Here is a 17,694-nt window from a genome sequence, read left to right as displayed (position 1 = left end):
TAAATTTATTATATAAAATATTATTTAAATAAAAAACAATAATACTTCCTGACGGCAACATTGCCGTCAGGTTCAATTCGCAAAAATAATCGGATATATAAAAGAAAATCACACGGAGATCTGATTGATCTCTTATCACTCCATGCCGCTGCTGAGATATTGCTGGACCACATTCGACATGTCGAAAGATGCGCCCCCCTGCACCGGTGGATATTCCTTCAGCGTTGCCAGATGCTGCGTCATAAGCACGTTCATCGGCTGCATAAGCCAGGACACTTTCTGCATCAAATGACCATAGGCATCCACTGAATCATAGCTTTCGAACGGGTCCATCCGCAAATTGAAGATCAGTGGCGCCGTGCGGGGAACAAGATTGGCATAATAGTCTTCCTTCGTCGAAAAATGGAATTTCCACGGCCCCATGCGAACGGCAGTCAGCTTGCTCTCATAATAATAAAACAGATGATCGCGGGCCGAATGATCCATTTCCCCGGTCCAATAGGGAAAATTGTTCAGGCCATCGATATATTGCTGCTTTTCCTCCATGACCTCAGCATTGATATCCTCAATGCCTGCGGCAGCGGCAAGCGAGGTGAACATGTCCTGATGCGCCTGGATGCCGTTAAGCACCTGCCCGGCCGGAATAACGCCCGGCCATCGCAGCATGGAAAGCACCCGCACGCCGCCCTCATAGGTCGTCATCTTCTCGCCCCGGAACGGCGTCGTGCCGCCATGCGGCCAGGAATTATGCTCCGGTCCGTTATCGGTCGAGTACCAGACGATCGTATCCTCGGCCAATCCGTTGGCATCCAGCCAGTCCAGCACCACACCGATATCATGGTCGTGCTGCAGCATGCCCGAGCCGTAGAGATCCGCTTCCGAGGTATAATCTTCAGCGGCATAGCGCCACTGTTCGTCCAGCCGCGTATAGAGATGCATGCGGCTGGTATTGAGCCAGACAAAGAAGGGTTCGTCCGCCTCGACCGCAGATGACATGAAGTCGATCGCACGCGGGATAACCTCCGCACCGTCGAAATTCTTCATTCGCTCCTGCGTCAGCGGTCCGGTATCTTCAATCGTCTGCTTGCCGATGCGCCCGAAACGCGGCTGTTCGGTCGGGTCATCATAATCCGTTGCCTTGGCGAACAACACGCCGCGCGTACCGAAACGCTGTTCATAGGCTTCAAGGCTGCCGGAGAAAGCCTTGCCGAAACGCTGATAGTCGCGTTGCTCGGCCTCTTCCTGCGTGTTGAGGTGATAAAGGTTTCCAAAGAACACATCAAAACCGTGAACCGTCGGCAGATGTTCGTTGCGGTCGCCGAGATGGTTCTTGCCGAACTGGCCGGTGCGGTAGCCAGCCGCTTTCATGTTCTCCGCCAGACAGGGCGAAGCGGCCTGCAGCCCAAGGGCGGCGCCCGGCTGGCCGACCGTGGTCATGCCTGAGCGGATCGGATATTGCCCGGTGATAAAGGCCGCACGCCCCGCCGTGGAGCTCGGCTGCGCGTAATGGTCGGTAAAGCGAATGCCCTCATTGCCGATCCGGTCAATATTCGGCGTATGATAGCCCATTGTCCCCATGCCGTAGGCAGAGACATTCTGCCAGCCGATGTCATCCCCCCAGATAACAAGGATATTCGGCCGCTTCTTCTTCGGCATGGTCTGCGCACGGGCCCGGCGCGGTGACGACGCTGTCGCAAGCGACGTGAAGGCGGCCAGAACGCTCGAACTCAAAAGCAGGTTCCGGCGCGTCACACCGCTGCCATTCACCGCTTTGGTTTCAGTCATATCTTCAGGATTATCTTGCATTGCCCGCTCCCTGGATCCTGGACATATCGACCATTCAGGTGATCAAAGGTCAAACCGGCAGCATGAAACAACGGGACCCCGTCATTGTCGTCAGCCTAGAGCCGGCTTCACGCATCAGCTGAAAATTACCGCATTCGGGCAAACAGGCCCGGCCGGCCAGCTCAGACAATAGATAAATTCCATGATATTATTATTACGCGTCAATATTTCATATAGAAAAAATTAGTCAAATCAAAACATAAGAAGTTATGAAGCCTCTACATAACCATAATGATGATGCCATATTCAACTTAACAACAGTCAAAATGATTGCGTAATCATGGCACGTGGAGCGTCAAAAAAAGAACAGCGAATAGAAAGCCAGATCTTCCGCGTGTTCAAGACGGTTCTCATCGAAACCGATGGTTACGGAACAACGCAATACTTCCCTCAGCCCCACTTCCGGCAGCCCCCTCGCCGGGCACATGGATCGACCGTTCAAAACATCTGACAGCCACTCGCAGCTCGCGATATGCCATCAGCAGAACTTTTGGGAAAATCAATTGGAGATGCCATGTGGCAAAATGGAGGCCTCGCCCGGAATCGAACCGGGGTGCAAGGATTTGCAGTCCTCTGCGTAACCACTCCGCCACGAGGCCCCTACTTCGGCGGTACCGAAGCGTTGGCGCGGATTTAGACAGATTCTTATCCGAGCGCAAGGGGCTTTGTCTGAAAAAGTTTCCCTTGATTTTTCGAACAAACCTTCGGTCTGCGTTTCGTGTTTCCTCCCGAAGAAGCAAACACCATCACAACGCCGTGATTGCATATCTATCCTTAATCAAATTCCGATAGACGCTTCCGCGAATGGACCAGCTGTGTAAACTGGTTGCAGGCTGAAAAACAAAACCAACGAAATCCACATGTGGCGCTGCCGATAAATGACCCTGACAATCCTGATCGCCGTTGCTGCCGGTATCTTTATCGTTATCGGACTGAGTGAACCGCTAGCGGCACGGCTGAAACTTCCGTTTTCGGTGATCCTCGCAGCCATGGGGATCGCCATCGGCGTCGCCGCCGCCTTCTTCTGGCAAACGGATCTCACCAATGCGCTCAATCCGCTGGCGCTGGCGATTCTCAATCTGCCGATCCGTGCGAGTTTCTTTCTGAACATCTTTTTGCCGCTGCTTGTGTTTCAGGTTGCTCTCAATATCGACATCCGGCGCATGCTTGACGACTGGGTTCCGATCCTGGTTCTGGCCGTTCTGGCTGTTGCGGTGGCCATGCTTGCAATCGGCTTCACGCTTTACCCTGTGGCGGGCATGTCGCTCGCCGGTTGCCTGCTGGTCGGCGCCATCGTCTCGACCACCGACCCTTCCGCAGTTGTTTCGATCTTCCGCGCTACGCCGTCGCCGCAGCGCCTTGCCCGTATCGTCGAAGGCGAGAGCCTGCTGAATGATGCCGCGGCAATCGCCTTCTTCTCGCTTTTCCTCGGCTTTGTGATGACCAATGCCGACAATCCGAAGATCTCCTCTGCGCTTCTGACCTTTCCCTGGATCGTCGGTGCGGGCAGCGTGATCGGCGTTGCCGTCGGGCGCATAGCCGTGGAAATCATGGCGCGCATGCCCGATTTTCCGCGTGGACAGATCGCCGTTTCGCTGGCCATTCCGCCACTCACCTATCTTCTGGCCGAGGAGGCCTCTGCGTCCGGTGTGATCGCCGTTGTTGCGACGGGACTGACGATCAACCTTCACATGACAGCACGCTTTACGCCCGCGATGAATGTTCTCCTGCGCGAAAGCTGGGATCTCATCGCCCATATGGCCGGCTCACTCATCTTTCTGCTTGCGGCCATTCTGATACCGAAGCTGCTGTCGCAATTTGTCCCTTACGACCTGTTTCTGGTCGGCCTCGTGGTTGTTGCGGCCCTCATTGCCCGCGCCATCATACTGTTCGGCGTGCTGCCGGTGCTGACATTGCTGAAGCTGTCGCCAAAAATCGAAGCCCCCTATTGCGTCGCCATTTTGTGGGGTGGCCTCAGGGGCGCCGTCACACTGGCGCTGGCGCTGGCGGTGACCGAAAACCGCTTCGTGCCACCGGAAATCAAGCATCAGGTTGGCATTCTCGCCACTGGTTTCACGCTTTTCACGCTGATCGTGCAAGGCACGACGCTCAGATGGGCAATCGCCAAGCTGAAGCTCGATCAGCTGAGCCCACTGGATATCGCCCTTGGCAAACAGGTCATCGCGGTCGCACTTCAAAGCGTGCGCGAACAGGTTTCGGAGACGACGCGCGACTTCGCCCTGACCCGCGATATTGTCCGCGACGAAGCCAAACGCTTCGCCGAACGCGTTGATGAGGCCGTCGAACAGACCGGCGCCAGCGAACAATTGCAGGACCGGGACCGTGTGACACTCGGCCTTCTTGCCCTTGCCGCCCATGAACGCGACACGGTGCTGGAGGAATACCGCAAGCAGGTGATCTCACCCGATCTGGCCGAACGCCTCGTCATCGCCGCCGATCATATCATCGAAGCAACCCGCAGCGGTGGCCGCGCCAGCTATCGCGAAGCTGGACGCCGCGCCTATGAGACCGGGCGTTTCTACCGCTTCGCGACCTTTGCACACAATTATTTCGGCATTCGCCGCCTTCTCGCGCGGCGGATCGAGGACCGCTTCGAAATTCTCGTCTCCTACAGCATGATCCTGCCACGTCTTGAGGAATTTCTCAACGAGCGGATCCGGCGCATTCACGGTCGCCGCGTTGCCGATCTGCTGCATGACCTCTTGAACCGGCGCCTGGAGGAAGTGCGGCAGGAACTTGAACAGCTGCGCCTGCAATTTCCGGGCTATGCCGAGGATCTGGAGCGCCGCCTGATCCGCCGCACGACGCTGCAGCTTGAGGAGCGCGAATATGATGCGCTCACCGAAGACGGCCTGATCGGCCCGGAGCTGCGCGCCACCCTTGGCACCGGGGTCGACAAACGCCGTACTGAACTTCACAACCGGCCAATGCTGGACCTTAAGCAGCAGAAAAAGGATCTCATCAACGGCTTTCCCGCCTTTGCCGATTTTGACGAACGCGAGCTGAAACTGCTTCGACGGCGGATGCGGATCGCCTATGCAGCGCCCGGCCAGCAGATTCTCCAGCGCGAAAGCTCTTCACGCGAGGTCTGGTTCATCGCCTCCGGCACGGTCAACGTCCTGACCGACGGAGTGAAAATAAGGCTCTCGCGCGGTGATATGTTTGGCCAGTTCGCAGTTCTGGCACGGCGGCGCAAGCCCATCCAGGTCTCGTCGATCGCGGATTGTATCCTGCTCGCCCTCGACGAGCACAGTTTCCGCAAATTGCTGATGCGGCCCGGCGCCTTCAGAACGGCGGTGATCGCCAGTGCTGAAAAACGCGGGGTCACATTGGATGAAGAGCTGTTTGATCTGCCGCCGGCCGAGATGACAGCCCGTGTCCGCGCCATTCTGGTGCAGGCCGGTTCTCTCAGGCTTAAACCGCAACGTCAGAGACGCCAGGCCGGCTGAATGGATCGAAGGCCTGGCCGAGCACCCTATTCGTGCACTCGCTTCTCGCCGGCCCGGATCGCGAAGGGCAGAATATTCTGCGCCGGCGGCAGCGGGCAAGCCGCATATTCAGTGAAGGCGCAGGGCGGATTGATCGCCTTGTTGAAGTCGAGCGTCACCGCCGTCTCACTGACATCTTCGCCGAAAACAAAACGGGCAGGCGGATAGGTTTCGTCTTTGGCCGTGATATCGCGGAACACGAATTGCGGCCGCTCGGCCGTGCCATAGGTCGAGAGCAGTTCGACGGTTCGGCCTTGATAGGCAAAGCGGGCCAGATGGGTTACTCCAACCTTCGTCTGCACGCCAACGACTGTATCGAGCATGATCTCATCGGGACGTTCAAGCGCCACCCATTCGGCGCGGATGCGCCATGCCGGATCGGTCGGATAATGCGGAATGGGCTGAAGTTTCGCCGGTTCATCGGAGTTCATGTCACGGATGCGCAACGCCAGCGCCCCGTCCATCGACGTGATCTCGAAGGTGAAACGGTCGACGCGAAACATCACCGGAAAATGGCTGTCGAGCCCGATGGTCTGCTCAACATCGCCACCGGCATCGCGGAAGGTCAGCCCCTCGCCCGACGAAAGTTCCAGACTGCCGGCATGTGCCGGACCGACCGCAAGCACGATATCGCAATCAGATGATGACCCGACGGTTACAGTTCCGGGCTCAAGCCACCAGCGGCCAATCAGCGACAACCAGCCACCAGCCGACATCAGTGTTCGATGCCGGTCACGCCGCCAGTTTTCGATGGCATCCGGGTAATTTTCGATTTCAGTCATGGAAAGACCTTTCAATCCGCATCTTCATTGCGGCATGCGTGGAATACTGTCGAGAAGCCTGCGCGTATAGGGGTGCTGCGGATCACGAATGATCTCTTTCGTCAGACCCGTCTCGACGATACGGCCTTTCTCCAGAATCACCATTTCCTCACAGAGTGCCGCAACGACGCCGAGATCATGCGACACGAAAACCAGTGTCATCCGCTCGGCGAGCTTGCGGAACAGATCGACAATCAGAATGCGCGTCGACAGATCGAGCGCGCTGACCGCCTCATCCGCCAGCAACAGCTTCGGCATGGCGGCAATCGCCCGGGCAATGGCGATGCGCTGACGCTGGCCACCGGAAAATTCATGCGGATAGCGCCCGCCTGCATCCTCAGGCAGACCGACATCTTCCAGCGCGGCAGCCACAATGGCATCATGATCACCGGAAATGGCCAGCGACCGCAGGGGTTCTGAAATGATCGAGCGCACCTTCTGGCGTGGATCAAGCGAGGAATAGGGATCCTGAAACACCGCCTGAACCGAGCGGCGATACTGCCGCATGAAAGCACGGTTCAAGGGGTCGAGTCTCTCACCCTCAAAGCGGATTTCACCCGACTGCTGACGTGCAAGCCCCAGCATCAGGCGCAGGATCGTGGATTTGCCAGAACCGCTCTCACCCACAAGCCCGACGCTGCGCCCCGCCGTCACCGACAGGGAGACATCGTCCAGCGTCGTACGGCGGCGATCGTAGGAAAAACGGATATCACTGAGGTCCAGCAGGCTCATAATGCCTCCCCGAAATAGGCGTCGAAGGCATGGGCGGCCGTCACCAGCGATCGCGTATAGTCATGCGCCGGCGCGGCGAAGACCTGCTTCACATCCCCCGCCTCGACCAGCCTGCCCCGCTGCATCACGGCAACGCGGTTGACCACGGAGGCGACCACAGGCAGATCGTGGCTGATGAACATGAGCGCCATGTTGAATTCAGCGACCAGACGGTCGAGCAGATTCAGGATCTCGGCCTGGGTGGTCACATCCAGCGCCGTCGTCGGTTCATCCGCGATCAGAAGCTTCGGTCGACATGCAAGCGCCAGCGCAATCGCCACGCGCTGGCGCTGACCGCCGGAAATTTCGTGCGGATAGGCTTTCATGATCCGCTCCGGCTGCGGCAGGGCGACATGATCAAGAAGTTCCAGCACCCCCCGGCGGATCGTCGCGCCATCGGTGGCGGCACCCTCGCGTTTCAGCCGCCGCGTCAGTGGAATGGCGACCTGCCGGCCAATTTTCATCAGCGGATCAAGCGCCGTCAGCGGCTCCTGAAAGACAACGGCAATATCGCGCCCGCGCATGGTGTTGAGCACGCGCTCGGGCGTATTGACGACCTCCTGGCCATCGACCGTGATCGAACCTTCAGCACGGATTGCCTTCGGCAGCAACCCGGTCACCGCCATGGCCGTCAGCGATTTCCCCGATCCCGATTCGCCGATCAGGCCGAAACGCTTGCCCGCACCGATGGAGAATGACAGGTCCGAAACGAGCCTGCGCTGACCGGTGAAAATGTCGAGATTTTCGACCTCAAGCAAAGCGCTCATCGCGATGCCCTCCTTGTCGGATCGGCGATATCGCGCAGACCATCGGCCAGAAGATTGACGCCGACAACCAGGCTCAGAAGGGCCAGGCCGGGCGCGATCGCGCCGAGCGGTGCCGTATAGACCGTGCCTTGCGCCTCCTGCAGCAAGCGCCCCCAGGAGGTATTCGGCAGCGGCGCACCGAGGCCGAGATAGGACAGCGACGCCTCAGCGATGATCGCCACACTGAACTGCAGCGCGAAATTGACCGCCATGGTCGGCCAGATATTCGGCAGGATGTGCTGGAAAATGATACCCGCCCAGGACGTGCCGGAAATGCGCGCAGCGGTGATGTAATCCCGTCCGAGCACCTGCTTGACCAGAATGCGCGTCAACCGCGAAATCACCGCCGACATGGCAATGCCGAGCGCCAGCGTCGCCGTCCACAGGCTTGCCTCACTGCTGGCAGCAACCACCAGCATGGCGATCAGCAGCACCGGAAAGGCGATCATGATATCAAGTGCCGCTGCCAGAATATCGTCCAGCAGCCGTGTCGCAAAGGCGGCGGCAAGGCCGATCGTCACACCGATCACCGCGCCGATGGCAACAGCGCCAACGCCGACAATCAGCGCGATGCGCGATCCGATCAGCACCAGGGTCAGATAGTCCCGGCCGAGACGATCTGTTCCCAGCCAGTGGACCAATGACGGTGCCTCCAGCCGGCCGCCGCTCATGCCCATCGGGTCATAGGGCGTCCAGAAGAACGTCATGATCGCGATGACGACATGCAGACCGACAAGAAACAGACCAACCTCGAAGGAGAGCGACCGCCGTCGCCTTGCCGGTACCACACCTGCGGCCATTTCATTCGGGGTGAAACTCATGGACGTGCTCCCGATGCCTGCCTGAGCCGCGGATCAATGACGCGCTGAGAAATATCGGCGAGAAAGCCAACCAGCAGCACCAGCAGCGTCGAGACGAACAGCACGCCCTGCACATTGGGATAGTCCCGCTGTTCAATCCCCATCAGCAGCATTGAACCAAGACCAGGAAGCGAAAACACCTGCTCAATGACGACAGCGCCAAGAAAAGCCGTACCAAGCTCGATGCCGAGGATCGAGATCACCGGAATGGAGCCGTTGCGGATGCCGTGGCGCCAGAAGGCCGTGCCAAAGCTCGCGCCAAGTGCACGCGCCGTGCGCAGATAGTCGCTGCCGAGAACATCGAAAGTCGCCGCCCGCACATAGCGCAGCAGCGAGGCGGACATGACCAGCGCAATGGTGATGACCGGCAACACCAGCGCATGCAGCGCTGCAAGCGGCGCATTCCAGCCCTTGGGCGGAAAGCCGCCGGACGGGAAAAGCCTGATCTGAATGGCAAAGACGATGACCAGAAGAATGCCCATCCAGAAGGCCGGAACAGCGATGCCGAGTTGCGACACAGCCGAAATGACGCCAGCATACCAGCGATCGCCTTTCACGGCCGAGATAACACCGAGCGGTACGGCAATCACGATCGCCAGCAGGAATGCCAGCAAGGTCAGCGGCAGCGTAATTGAGAGCCGCGCCGCGATCTCAGCCGTCACGGGCGCATTGGAAACAAAGGACGTCCCGAGATCAAAGCGGGCCAGAGAGCCGACAAAACGCAGAAACTGCTGCCAGAGCGGCAGGTTTGATCCGACCTGCTCACGCGCCGCCTCGATCTGCGCCGGGTCCGCGCCGACAGACACAAGTGCATTGGCAGGATCGCCCGGCAACAGCCGCAAAAGCACGAACAGCACCATGGCCGCCACCAGAAGCGACAGCAGCAGGATCAGGCCACGGCGGATGAGATAGGTAAGAATGGGCAGGCCCTCTCGGTCTCAAAACCAGCTATGCAGGCGCGCCGGAAACATGAACCGACACGCCATTATTTTCATAAAAACAGAATCTTAGTCATCCTTCTTTATGTCATAGGCGAAGAACTGAGAATTCAGGCCATTCAGCGGATAGCCGGTGACATTCGAGCGGGAGACCACAATCTGCGGGTTCAGATAAAGCCAGACACTGGCAGCATCTTCGGCAATCTGCTTGTTGGCTTCAGTCAGCTTTTCAACCTGCTCGGCTTCCGAGCCTGCCGTTTCCGATGAGGCAATCAGATCGACAACCTTCAGGTTGTTATAGCCCCAATAGAAATCGGGATTGCCGTAAAACAGGATATCGCGATGGTTCACATGTTCCTGCAGCGTCGCTTCGAAATCGTGCTGCTTGTAGATCTTGTTGAACCATTCATTGGCGGTGATGATGTTGATCTTCACGTCAATGCCAACCTTGGCGAGATCGGTCTTGACCACCTGGGCGACCAGCGGATGCGGATCGTAATTCGGTGTATCCAGCGTGAAGGAGAAGCCATCGCCATAGCCAGCCTTGGCCAGCATGTCCTTGGCGCTTGCCGGATCATAAGGGTCAACGCCATTCAGATCGACATACCAAGGATCAGTCGGCGGTACGAAGGAACCGATCAGCGTGCCATAACCGCCCCAGATTGCATTCAGCAGCTTCTTCTTGTCGATCGCGCGGCTGACGGCCTTGCGAACCTCGACATTATCGAAGGGTGCGACGCGGTCGTTGAAGGCCAGCACTTCCTTGGTAGTGGACTTGCCTTCCTCGACGGTAAACTGCGGATTATTGGTGAACTGGCCGAGCGAATCCGGGCTTTGAACGCTGGTGATGATATCGATGGCGTTGGTCAAAAGCGCATTGTTCAGCGCTGTGGCATCGCTGAAATATTTGAACACGACATTGGCATTGGTTGCCGGCGTGCCCCAATATTTGTCGAAACGCTTCATGGCGAGATAGGAGCCACGGCGCCAGCTGTCGAGCTCATAGGGCCCGGTACCATCTTCCTTGGACGAGATGTCGCCGGCCGTATCGTTCACGATCCAGATATAGCTCAGATAATAGGGCAGCGAGATTGACCGCGACGACAGGTGAATCACCACGGTGAGGTCATCCGGCGTGTCGATGGAAGCAATCGTCTTCAGGCTGCTCTTGCGCGAGCTTTTCGAGTCGGGCGCCATGATGCGCTCAATGCTGAACTTCACATCGGCAGAGGTCAGCGGATCGCCGGAATGAAAGACGATGCCAGGCTTGAGCTTGAACGTATAGGTCAGGCCGTCATCGCTCATCGTGTAATCGTCAACGAGCAGCTTTTCGACCGAACCGCCATCTGTGAGCTTGAACAGCGATTCGTAAACATTGCCGTAAAAAGCTTCATGAATGCCCTGAACGCCGCCGCCGACATTGTCGAGGCTTTGCGGCTCATAGAGCGAACCGATATTAATTGTGGCATCCGCATCATAGCTCTCGGCCGCAAAAACCGCCGGGCTGGTTGCGGTGACGCCGATACCGGCAACGGCCAGAAACGACATGAAGAACACGGTGCGTTTGAAGCGCGAGCGCGCGGTGCGCGTTAGGTTCATGATACCAATCCTGTCTGATGGGCGGCGCCTGACTGCACCGCGAGCAAAGAGCCCCGAAAAGGCCACTGGAAAGCCCAAGCTTAATCACATTCCCAAAACCGAAACAACGGCTTGGACAACAAGTTGAACAGGTCTCGATACATCGGTCAGGCAGAAAGCAATCCAAGGTCGCGTGTAGCAGGATACTGCCCGTAAGAATGGGTTGCACCCCGCTGAAACGCCGTCTCATGTCACTCGAAATCGGCCCTATAGTCCTTTAGCGCTGCGGCCACCCGCATGGCAAAACGCGCAGAGGCAACGGGAAGCGCCCGGCCGCGCATCTGCCCGAGGATGAGGCTTCCCGCCGGGAGATCGCGCTCCGATACGGGCCGGAACACCAAAGATCCATCGGCCGGCGTGGAAAGACCGATGGGGATCTGAAACCCGATCACATTTTCATGCAGCACATAGTGGCGGATAAGCTCGAAGCTTTCGGTCTCGATCAGCGGTGACACCCGGCGCGAGGTCAGCCGTGCCGCGAAATCGAGCAAATGGCGGACGCCATATTTCGCCGCCGGTGCAACATGCGGCCAGTCAAGACATTCCCGTAGCCGCACTTCCTTTTGCGCGGCCAGCGGATGATCGGCGCGCAGGATGGCGTAAACATGCTGCGGAATCGCATGAATGACTTGAAAATCAACCAGATAGATCGGCTCGAACACCAGTGCGAGATCCGATGAATAAGAGGCAAGCTCCTGCTCGGCCTGGGCGCGGTCGCGGATATTGACGCTGAAGGTCACGCCTGGATGCTCCTGCCGGTAGCTGGCGATCTGCTGCGGCAGAAAATAGGGCAGCATCGCCTGCGAACAGGCAATCGAGACATGGCCGCGCCGCTCACCCGAAAGGTCGGCCACCTGGCTTTGGACCCGCGACAGATCCGAAGCGGTGGCGCGGTAGTGATGCAGCACCAGTTCACCAGCCGGATTGAGCCGCACGCCCCCCGGCAGGCGCTCGAACAGTTCAGCCCCGAATTCGGCCTCGAACCGGTTGATCCGCCGGACCAGCGCCGAGGGCGTGATGTTCATGTCCTCCGCCGCCTTGCGCATGGAACCGGCTCGCGCCACAGCCTCAATCAGGCGAAAAGTCAGCAGATGCTTCACAGAAATTCCCCTGGCGGTCGTGGTGCATTTTTTTCACCGCAATGGTGAAATCATAGCAATTTTCTCGAACACAAAAAAGACGCAACGTGATCTTCGACAGAGCCGGAAAACGCGGCTTGCGAACGAGGGGCATAAGATGACCATCACCAGACGGAATTTTCTGACAGCAGGCGCAATCATAGCCGGAAGCATGCCTTTCGCGCGGGTTCTCTCCGCCAACGCGGCACCGGCTGACACGCTTGTGGCAGTTTACGGCCAGAGCATTAATTCGCTGGACCTGCACCGCACCGGCACCAACCGTGCCAGCTACCAGATTGCAGTCAACTGCTATGATCGCCTGATCACCTTCGGTTCAAAAACCGGGCCGGATGGCAGCCTTTCCTACGACTATTCCAAGATCGAGCCCGAGCTTGCCGAGAGCTGGACCATCTCCGAAGACGGCCTGACGATCACCTTCAAGCTGAAAGCGGATGCGACCTTCCAGGATGGCAGCAAGGTAACGGCCGCCGACGTCAAATGGTCCTTCGACCGGGCCGTCACCGTCGGCGGCTTCCCGACGACACAGATGCAGGCTGGCGGTCTGGTGCGCCCCGACCAGTTCGAAGCGGTCGACGATCTGACCTTCGTCGTCAAGCTCGACAAGCCGTCAAAGCTTTCCCTCCCCGACCTTGCCGTGCCGGTGCCCTTCGTCATCAATTCGACGCTCGCCAAAGAGCATGCGACCGCCGATGATCCGTGGGCGATGGAATATCTGCACAAGAACACCATCGGCTCGGGCGCTTACAAGGTAACGCGCTGGGATCAGGGCCAGCAGGTCGTCTATGAGCGTTTCGATGGCTGGGTTGGCGGTCCGAAGCCGGCCGTGCGCCGGGTGATCGTGCGCGAAGTCCCCTCGCCCGCCACATCACGCGCGCTGATCGAACGCGGCGACGTGCAGATCGCCTATGATATCCCGGACAAGGATGCCTCGGAACTGGCCGACAAGCTGACTGTCTACTCAACCCCGGTCGACAACTGCATCAACTGCCTGTGCATGAATTTCAATTTCGAGCCCTTTCAGGACCCGGATGTGCGCAAGGCCGTCGCCTATGCCGTGCCTTATGAGGCGATCTTCAAGACCGCCGCTTACGGTCGCGGTGCGCCGCTTTGGGGCGGCTCAGCCGAGATCAGCGACACCGCATGGCCGCGCAAGACGCCCTATGACACCGACATGGCCAAGGCCAAGGAGCTGATGGCCAAATCGAAATATCCCGACGGGTTCGAGACCACCCTTTCGATTTCCAGCGATCTTGGCTGGATGGAGCCGGCGGCCATTCTGGTTCAGGAAGCCGTCGCCCAGCTCGGCATCAAGGTAACGATCGACAAGATCCCCGGCGCCAACTGGCGGACCGCAAGCCTGGTCGAAAAGCGCCTGCCCTTCCATTTCGAGAATTTCGGCGGCTGGCTCAACACGCCTGACTATTACTTCTTCTGGGCCTATCAGGACGATCATCTGTTCAACTCCTCCAATTATCGCAACGAGGAAATCGAAACGCTGACGGCCGAAACCCTGCCGATGGCCATGGATGATCCGGAATATGCCAAAAAGATCGAGCGCATGTACGAGATCGTGCTCAATGATCTGCCGCGCATTCCACTCTATCAGCCGGCGCTCAACGTCGCCGTCAACGGCGCTGCGGGTTACGAATTCTGGTTCCACCGCATGCTTGATATCCGTTCGCTGACCATTGTCGGTAGCTGATATGGGCACACGCAGCCGCGCAGTTCTCATCCGTATCGGCCAGGCCGTGCCTGTCCTCTTCGGTGTGGTCATCATCAGCTTCGTGCTGACCCGGGCTTTGCCCGGGGACCCCGCCGTGCAGTTCGCCGGTGTCATGGCAACGCCGGAATCGATTGAGCAGACCCGGGTCAGCCTGGGTCTCGACAAGCCGCTGCCCGAACAATTCCTGATCTATCTGGGAGAACTCGCCCATGGTGATCTCGGCCAGTCGGTCTCGACCGGTCGGCCGGTGGCGGAGGATCTGGCAGACCGTATGCCTGCTTCGCTTGAACTGACGCTGACGGCGCTGATCCTTTCATGCCTTGTGGCCATTCCACTCGGCGTGCTGGCTGCAACACGACCTGGAAGCCTCGTTGACCAGCTCTGTCGCGTGCTGGTCACCGCCGGCGTCTCGCTGCCGACCTTCTTCACCGGCATCGTGCTGATCTATGTGTTTTACTATCTCCTTGGCATTGCGCCATCGCCTTTGGGACGCCTCGATTTCGCCTATCTCGATCCGCCGCATGTCACCGGCTTTTTCCTGATCGATTCGGCCCTTGCCGGAGACTGGGAAACCTGGTTCGGCGCGCTGAAACAGCTGATCCTGCCCGCCATCACGCTTGGCCTGTTCACACTCGCTCCCATTGCCCGCATGACCCGCGCCGCCATGCTTTCGGCACTCAGCGCCGACTATATCCGCACGGCGCGGGCGGCCGGTCTCAACCGCCGCAAGGTGCTTTACGGCTATGCCTTCCGCAATGCGCTGCTGCCGGTGATCACCACGCTTGGCATGGTGTTCTCCTTCGTGCTCGGCGCCAATGTGCTGGTCGAAAAGGTCTTCGCCTGGCCCGGCATCGGCTCCTATGCCGTCGAAGCGCTGGTGGTCTCGGACTATGCGGCAGTGCAGGGTTTCGTGCTTGCCATGGCGCTTCTCTTCGTCACCCTCAACCTTGTGATCGACCTCGCCTATTCGATGATTGATCCACGCTTCGGGACGGCCGCGAAATGACCAATGTCGAAACCATCAAGGCCGACCCCAAGGCACCCAACGGAACATTCGGCCATTTTTTCTATATCCTTAAGGAAAATCCGGTTACCGCGCTTTCCTTCGGTCTGTTCACTTTCTTCATTCTCTCGGCGATCTTCGGACCTGCGGTCGTACCCTACAGCCCTCTTTCAACCGATGCCGCCGCAGCACTGCAGCCGCCCTCACTCAGCCACTGGTTCGGCACGGATAATCTTGGCCGCGACATCTTCAGCCGGGTGATCGTGGCAACCAGGCTTGATCTCATGATCTCGGTGACCGCCGTTGCGCTTTCCTTCGTCATCGGCTCGGTGCTTGGCGCCATTGCCGGTTATCGCGGCGGCATGATCGATACGGTGCTGAACCGGATCCTCGACACGATCATGGCCTTCCCGCTGTTCGTGCTGGCCATGGGTATTGTTGCCGCACTCGGCAATTCGGTCTCGAACATCATCATCGCCACCGCAATCATCAACATTCCCTTCTATGCCCGCCTGGTGCGCGCCGAGGTCAACATCCGCCGCGAGGCCGGTTTCACCCTTGCCGCAAAACTGGCTGGCAATTCCGATACCCGCGTGCTCGCCTTCCATATCTTCCCCAATGCCCTGCCGCCGATGATGGTGCAGGTGTCGCTCAATCTCGGCTGGGCCATCCTCAACGCAGCCGGGCTCTCCTTCATCGGTCTCGGTGTCAGGCCGCCAGCGGCCGAATGGGGCATCATGGTTGCCGAGGGTGCGAACTACATCATCTCCGGCGAATGGTGGGTGGCGATCTTCCCGGGCATCTGGCTGATGCTCGCCGTCTTCACCTTCAACCTCATGGGCGACGGTCTGCGCGACATTGTCGATCCCCGCCGCCGCACCTAGGAAGGAGGCACTCCCATGCTGTCTATCACGGATCTTCAGGTTGCCTTCAAGACACGCCGCGGCGAAGTCAATGCGGTCAAGGGCATCAGCTTCGAACTGGCCAAGGGCGAACGCCTCGGTATCGTCGGCGAAAGCGGCTCCGGCAAATCGGTCACCTCCTATGCGCTGATGCGCATTCTCGATGCCGGTGGCACCATCAAGGCCGGTGAGGCCATCTATTCCGGCGTCGATCTGCGACGAGCAAACGAAACCGCCATGCGCGACATTCGCGGCCGGGAAATCTCGATGATCTTCCAGAACCCGCGTGCTGCACTCAACCCGATCCGCAAGGTCGGACACCAGATCGAGGACGTGCTGCGCCAGCACAACCGCGCCACCCACAGCAATGCGAAGCGGAAGGCGATCGAAGCGCTGGAAGCGGTCAAGATCAACAATGCTGCCGAGCGTTACGACGCCTATCCCTTCGAGCTTTCCGGCGGCATGTGCCAGCGTATCGTCATCGCCATTGCGCTGGCCTGCGACCCGAAACTGCTGATCGCCGACGAACCGACGACCGGCCTCGACATCACCACGCAAAAGGCGGTGATGGATCTCGTTGACGAACTGGTCCGCGCCCGTGACATGTCATCAATCCTGATCACCCATGATCTGGGTCTGGCCAGCGAATATTGCGACCGGATCGTGGTGATGAAGGACGGTCAGATCGTCGAACAGGGCGATCCGGCCGAACTCTTCACCAATCCGAAACATCCCTATACCAACAAGCTGGTGGATGCGACGCCGCGACGCGGGGCAACGATCCGCTCGCTTCTGCCGGAAGATCAGCGCACCCCGCTCAGCCCCCGGCAGATGAGCGACGCGCCGCTGCTTGAAGTCATCAATCTGCGCAAGACCTATCAGGGCAAGTCCGGCCCCGTTCACGCCGTCAAGGGGGTGAGTTTCACGATCAGGCTGGGTGAAAGTCTAGGCCTTGTCGGGGAATCGGGCTGCGGCAAATCGACGACCTCCTCGATGGTCGTCCGCCTGCTTGATCCAACCAGCGGCGCCATTCTCTATCGTGGTCAGGATATCGGCATCATGCCGGCACTGGCCTTTGCCCGCAATCCGCTCAGGCCGAAGATCCAGATGGTGTTTCAGGATGCGACCGACAGCCTCAATCCGCGCCACAGCGCTCGCCAGTCGATTGCCGAGCCGCTGAAACGGCTGAGCGGCATGAGCGGCGCAACGCTTGCCGCACGGGTTGAGGAGCTGGCCGCACTGACCGGCCTTCCGGGCCATCTGCTGGATCGCTTTCCGCACCAGCTTTCCGGTGGCCAGAAGGCGCGTGTCGGCATCGCCCGCGCGATTGCACCTGATCCTGACCTCTTGATCCTCGACGAACCGACGGCAGCCCTCGACGTCTCGATCCAGGCGGTGGTGCTGAACCTGATGGCGGATCTCAGGGCCAAGCTGAACATGAGCTACCTCTTTGTCAGCCACGATCTCAACGTCGTCCGGCTGCTCTGCGACACCGTTGTGGTGATGAAGGGCGGCGAGGTGATCGAGGCAGGTCCCGCTGAAAAGGTGATGGATAATCCATCGGCGGACTATACCCGCCAGCTGCTTTCGGCAGCACCTCAGGCGCCGATCCGGGAGGCTGCGGAATAGGAGTTCACCCCGAATCTCCACCAAACAAAGCCATGTTAAACAGTTAGATAGAGCGTTCTTCTCAGACCAAGGTTACGCAAGGATGCTCTCGTGCCAAGAATGAAAGGTTC

13 protein-coding genes and 1 tRNA gene are annotated in these 17,694 nt (G+C 58.8%); 5 read left to right on the top strand and 9 right to left on the bottom strand.

Features of this window, described 5'->3' with window-relative positions; all coding sequences use genetic code 11:
• Window positions 1-135: 135 nt before the first annotated feature.
• Window positions 136-1,785 carry an arylsulfatase gene (locus tag FJU08_RS21495; protein WP_210245292.1) on the bottom strand — a complete coding sequence of 550 codons (1,650 nt, stop codon included), beginning with the start codon at window positions 1,783-1,785 and terminating at the stop codon, window positions 136-138.
• A gap of 585 nt (window positions 1,786-2,370) precedes the next feature.
• Window positions 2,371-2,444: transfer RNA gene (locus FJU08_RS21490), tRNA-Cys, on the bottom strand.
• 279 nt (window positions 2,445-2,723) lie between these two features.
• Between FJU08_RS21490 and FJU08_RS21485 the strand changes: the two genes are divergently transcribed.
• Complete coding sequence (locus FJU08_RS21485; protein ID WP_141151107.1) at window positions 2,724-5,315, top strand: cation:proton antiporter domain-containing protein; 2,592 nt, start codon at window positions 2,724-2,726, stop codon at window positions 5,313-5,315.
• Window positions 5,316-5,341: 26 nt separating this feature from the next.
• Here FJU08_RS21485 and FJU08_RS21480 read toward each other — a convergent pair whose 3' ends face one another.
• The 7 genes from FJU08_RS21480 to FJU08_RS21450 all read right to left on the bottom strand — a co-directional run bounded on the left by FJU08_RS21480 (window position 5,342) and on the right by FJU08_RS21450 (window position 12,288).
• Window positions 5,342-6,136, bottom strand: coding sequence for a DUF1684 domain-containing protein (locus FJU08_RS21480; RefSeq protein ID WP_141151106.1), 795 nt, complete (start codon window positions 6,134-6,136; stop codon window positions 5,342-5,344).
• Window positions 6,137-6,160: 24 nt separating this feature from the next.
• Entirely contained in the window at window positions 6,161-6,907 is a 747-nt protein-coding gene (locus FJU08_RS21475; RefSeq protein ID WP_141151105.1) for an ABC transporter ATP-binding protein, read from the bottom strand.
• Window positions 6,904-7,713 carry an ATP-binding cassette domain-containing protein gene (locus tag FJU08_RS21470; protein WP_141151104.1) on the bottom strand — a complete coding sequence of 270 codons (810 nt, stop codon included), beginning with the start codon at window positions 7,711-7,713 and terminating at the stop codon, window positions 6,904-6,906. Before FJU08_RS21470 ends, FJU08_RS21475 begins: the two co-directional genes overlap by 4 nt.
• Window positions 7,710-8,552 (bottom strand): ABC transporter permease, encoded by an 843-nt coding sequence (locus FJU08_RS21465; RefSeq protein ID WP_181409982.1) that lies wholly within the window; start codon window positions 8,550-8,552, stop codon window positions 7,710-7,712. The genes FJU08_RS21470 and FJU08_RS21465 overlap by 4 nt, the downstream gene beginning before the upstream one ends.
• Window positions 8,553-8,569: 17 nt before the next feature.
• A complete protein-coding gene (locus FJU08_RS21460; protein ID WP_268932150.1) occupies window positions 8,570-9,517 on the bottom strand; it encodes an ABC transporter permease in 948 nt (315 codons plus the stop codon).
• A 102-nt stretch (window positions 9,518-9,619) separates the two neighbouring features.
• Window positions 9,620-11,098 (bottom strand): ABC transporter substrate-binding protein, encoded by a 1,479-nt coding sequence (locus FJU08_RS21455; RefSeq protein WP_141151111.1) that lies wholly within the window; start codon window positions 11,096-11,098, stop codon window positions 9,620-9,622.
• Window positions 11,099-11,379: 281 nt separating this feature from the next.
• Entirely contained in the window at window positions 11,380-12,288 is a 909-nt protein-coding gene (locus tag FJU08_RS21450) for a LysR family transcriptional regulator (RefSeq protein WP_141151101.1), read from the bottom strand.
• A 136-nt stretch (window positions 12,289-12,424) separates the two neighbouring features.
• Here FJU08_RS21450 and FJU08_RS21445 point away from each other — a divergent pair, with 136 nt between their 5' ends.
• From FJU08_RS21445 to FJU08_RS21430, 4 genes are read left to right on the top strand one after another with little or no spacing between them, the layout of a single operon-like run.
• Window positions 12,425-14,029 carry an ABC transporter substrate-binding protein gene (locus FJU08_RS21445; protein ID WP_141151100.1) on the top strand — a complete coding sequence of 535 codons (1,605 nt, stop codon included), beginning with the start codon at window positions 12,425-12,427 and terminating at the stop codon, window positions 14,027-14,029.
• A 1-nt stretch (window position 14,030) separates the two neighbouring features.
• Window positions 14,031-15,056: an ABC transporter permease gene (locus tag FJU08_RS21440; protein WP_141151099.1), complete on the top strand. Its 1,026-nt coding sequence runs from the start codon at window positions 14,031-14,033 to the stop codon at window positions 15,054-15,056.
• The gene (locus tag FJU08_RS21435; RefSeq protein WP_141151098.1) at window positions 15,053-15,937 is read left to right on the top strand and encodes an ABC transporter permease; all 885 of its coding nucleotides are present in this window, start codon (window positions 15,053-15,055) and stop codon (window positions 15,935-15,937) included. The genes FJU08_RS21440 and FJU08_RS21435 overlap by 4 nt, the downstream gene beginning before the upstream one ends.
• Window positions 15,938-15,952: 15 nt before the next feature.
• Complete coding sequence (locus FJU08_RS21430) at window positions 15,953-17,584, top strand: dipeptide ABC transporter ATP-binding protein (protein ID WP_141151097.1); 1,632 nt, start codon at window positions 15,953-15,955, stop codon at window positions 17,582-17,584.
• Window positions 17,585-17,694: the final 110 nt, after the last annotated feature.

The sequence above is a fragment of the Martelella alba genome (genome assembly GCF_006516955.1).
In the GTDB taxonomy this organism is placed as follows: domain Bacteria; phylum Pseudomonadota; class Alphaproteobacteria; order Rhizobiales; family Rhizobiaceae; genus Martelella; species Martelella alba.
This window is presented reverse-complemented; position numbering and strand designations above follow the sequence as displayed.

Coding starts and splice junctions, on each gene's coding strand:
- FJU08_RS21495 (WP_210245292.1), bottom strand. CDS start 1,785: ATGACTGAAACCAAAGCGGTGAATGGCAGCGGTGTGACGCGCCGGAAC.
- FJU08_RS21485 (WP_141151107.1), top strand. CDS start 2,724: ATGACCCTGACAATCCTGATCGCCGTTGCTGCCGGTATCTTTATCGTT.
- FJU08_RS21480 (WP_141151106.1), bottom strand. CDS start 6,136: ATGACTGAAATCGAAAATTACCCGGATGCCATCGAAAACTGGCGGCGT.
- FJU08_RS21475 (WP_141151105.1), bottom strand. CDS start 6,907: ATGAGCCTGCTGGACCTCAGTGATATCCGTTTTTCCTACGATCGCCGC.
- FJU08_RS21470 (WP_141151104.1), bottom strand. CDS start 7,713: ATGAGCGCTTTGCTTGAGGTCGAAAATCTCGACATTTTCACCGGTCAG.
- FJU08_RS21465 (WP_181409982.1), bottom strand. CDS start 8,552: ATGGCCGCAGGTGTGGTACCGGCAAGGCGACGGCGGTCGCTCTCCTTC.
- FJU08_RS21455 (WP_141151111.1), bottom strand. CDS start 11,098: ATGTCGTTTCTGGCCGTTGCCGGTATCGGCGTCACCGCAACCAGCCCG.
- FJU08_RS21445 (WP_141151100.1), top strand. CDS start 12,425: ATGACCATCACCAGACGGAATTTTCTGACAGCAGGCGCAATCATAGCC.
- FJU08_RS21440 (WP_141151099.1), top strand. CDS start 14,031: ATGGGCACACGCAGCCGCGCAGTTCTCATCCGTATCGGCCAGGCCGTG.
- FJU08_RS21435 (WP_141151098.1), top strand. CDS start 15,053: ATGACCAATGTCGAAACCATCAAGGCCGACCCCAAGGCACCCAACGGA.
- FJU08_RS21430 (WP_141151097.1), top strand. CDS start 15,953: ATGCTGTCTATCACGGATCTTCAGGTTGCCTTCAAGACACGCCGCGGC.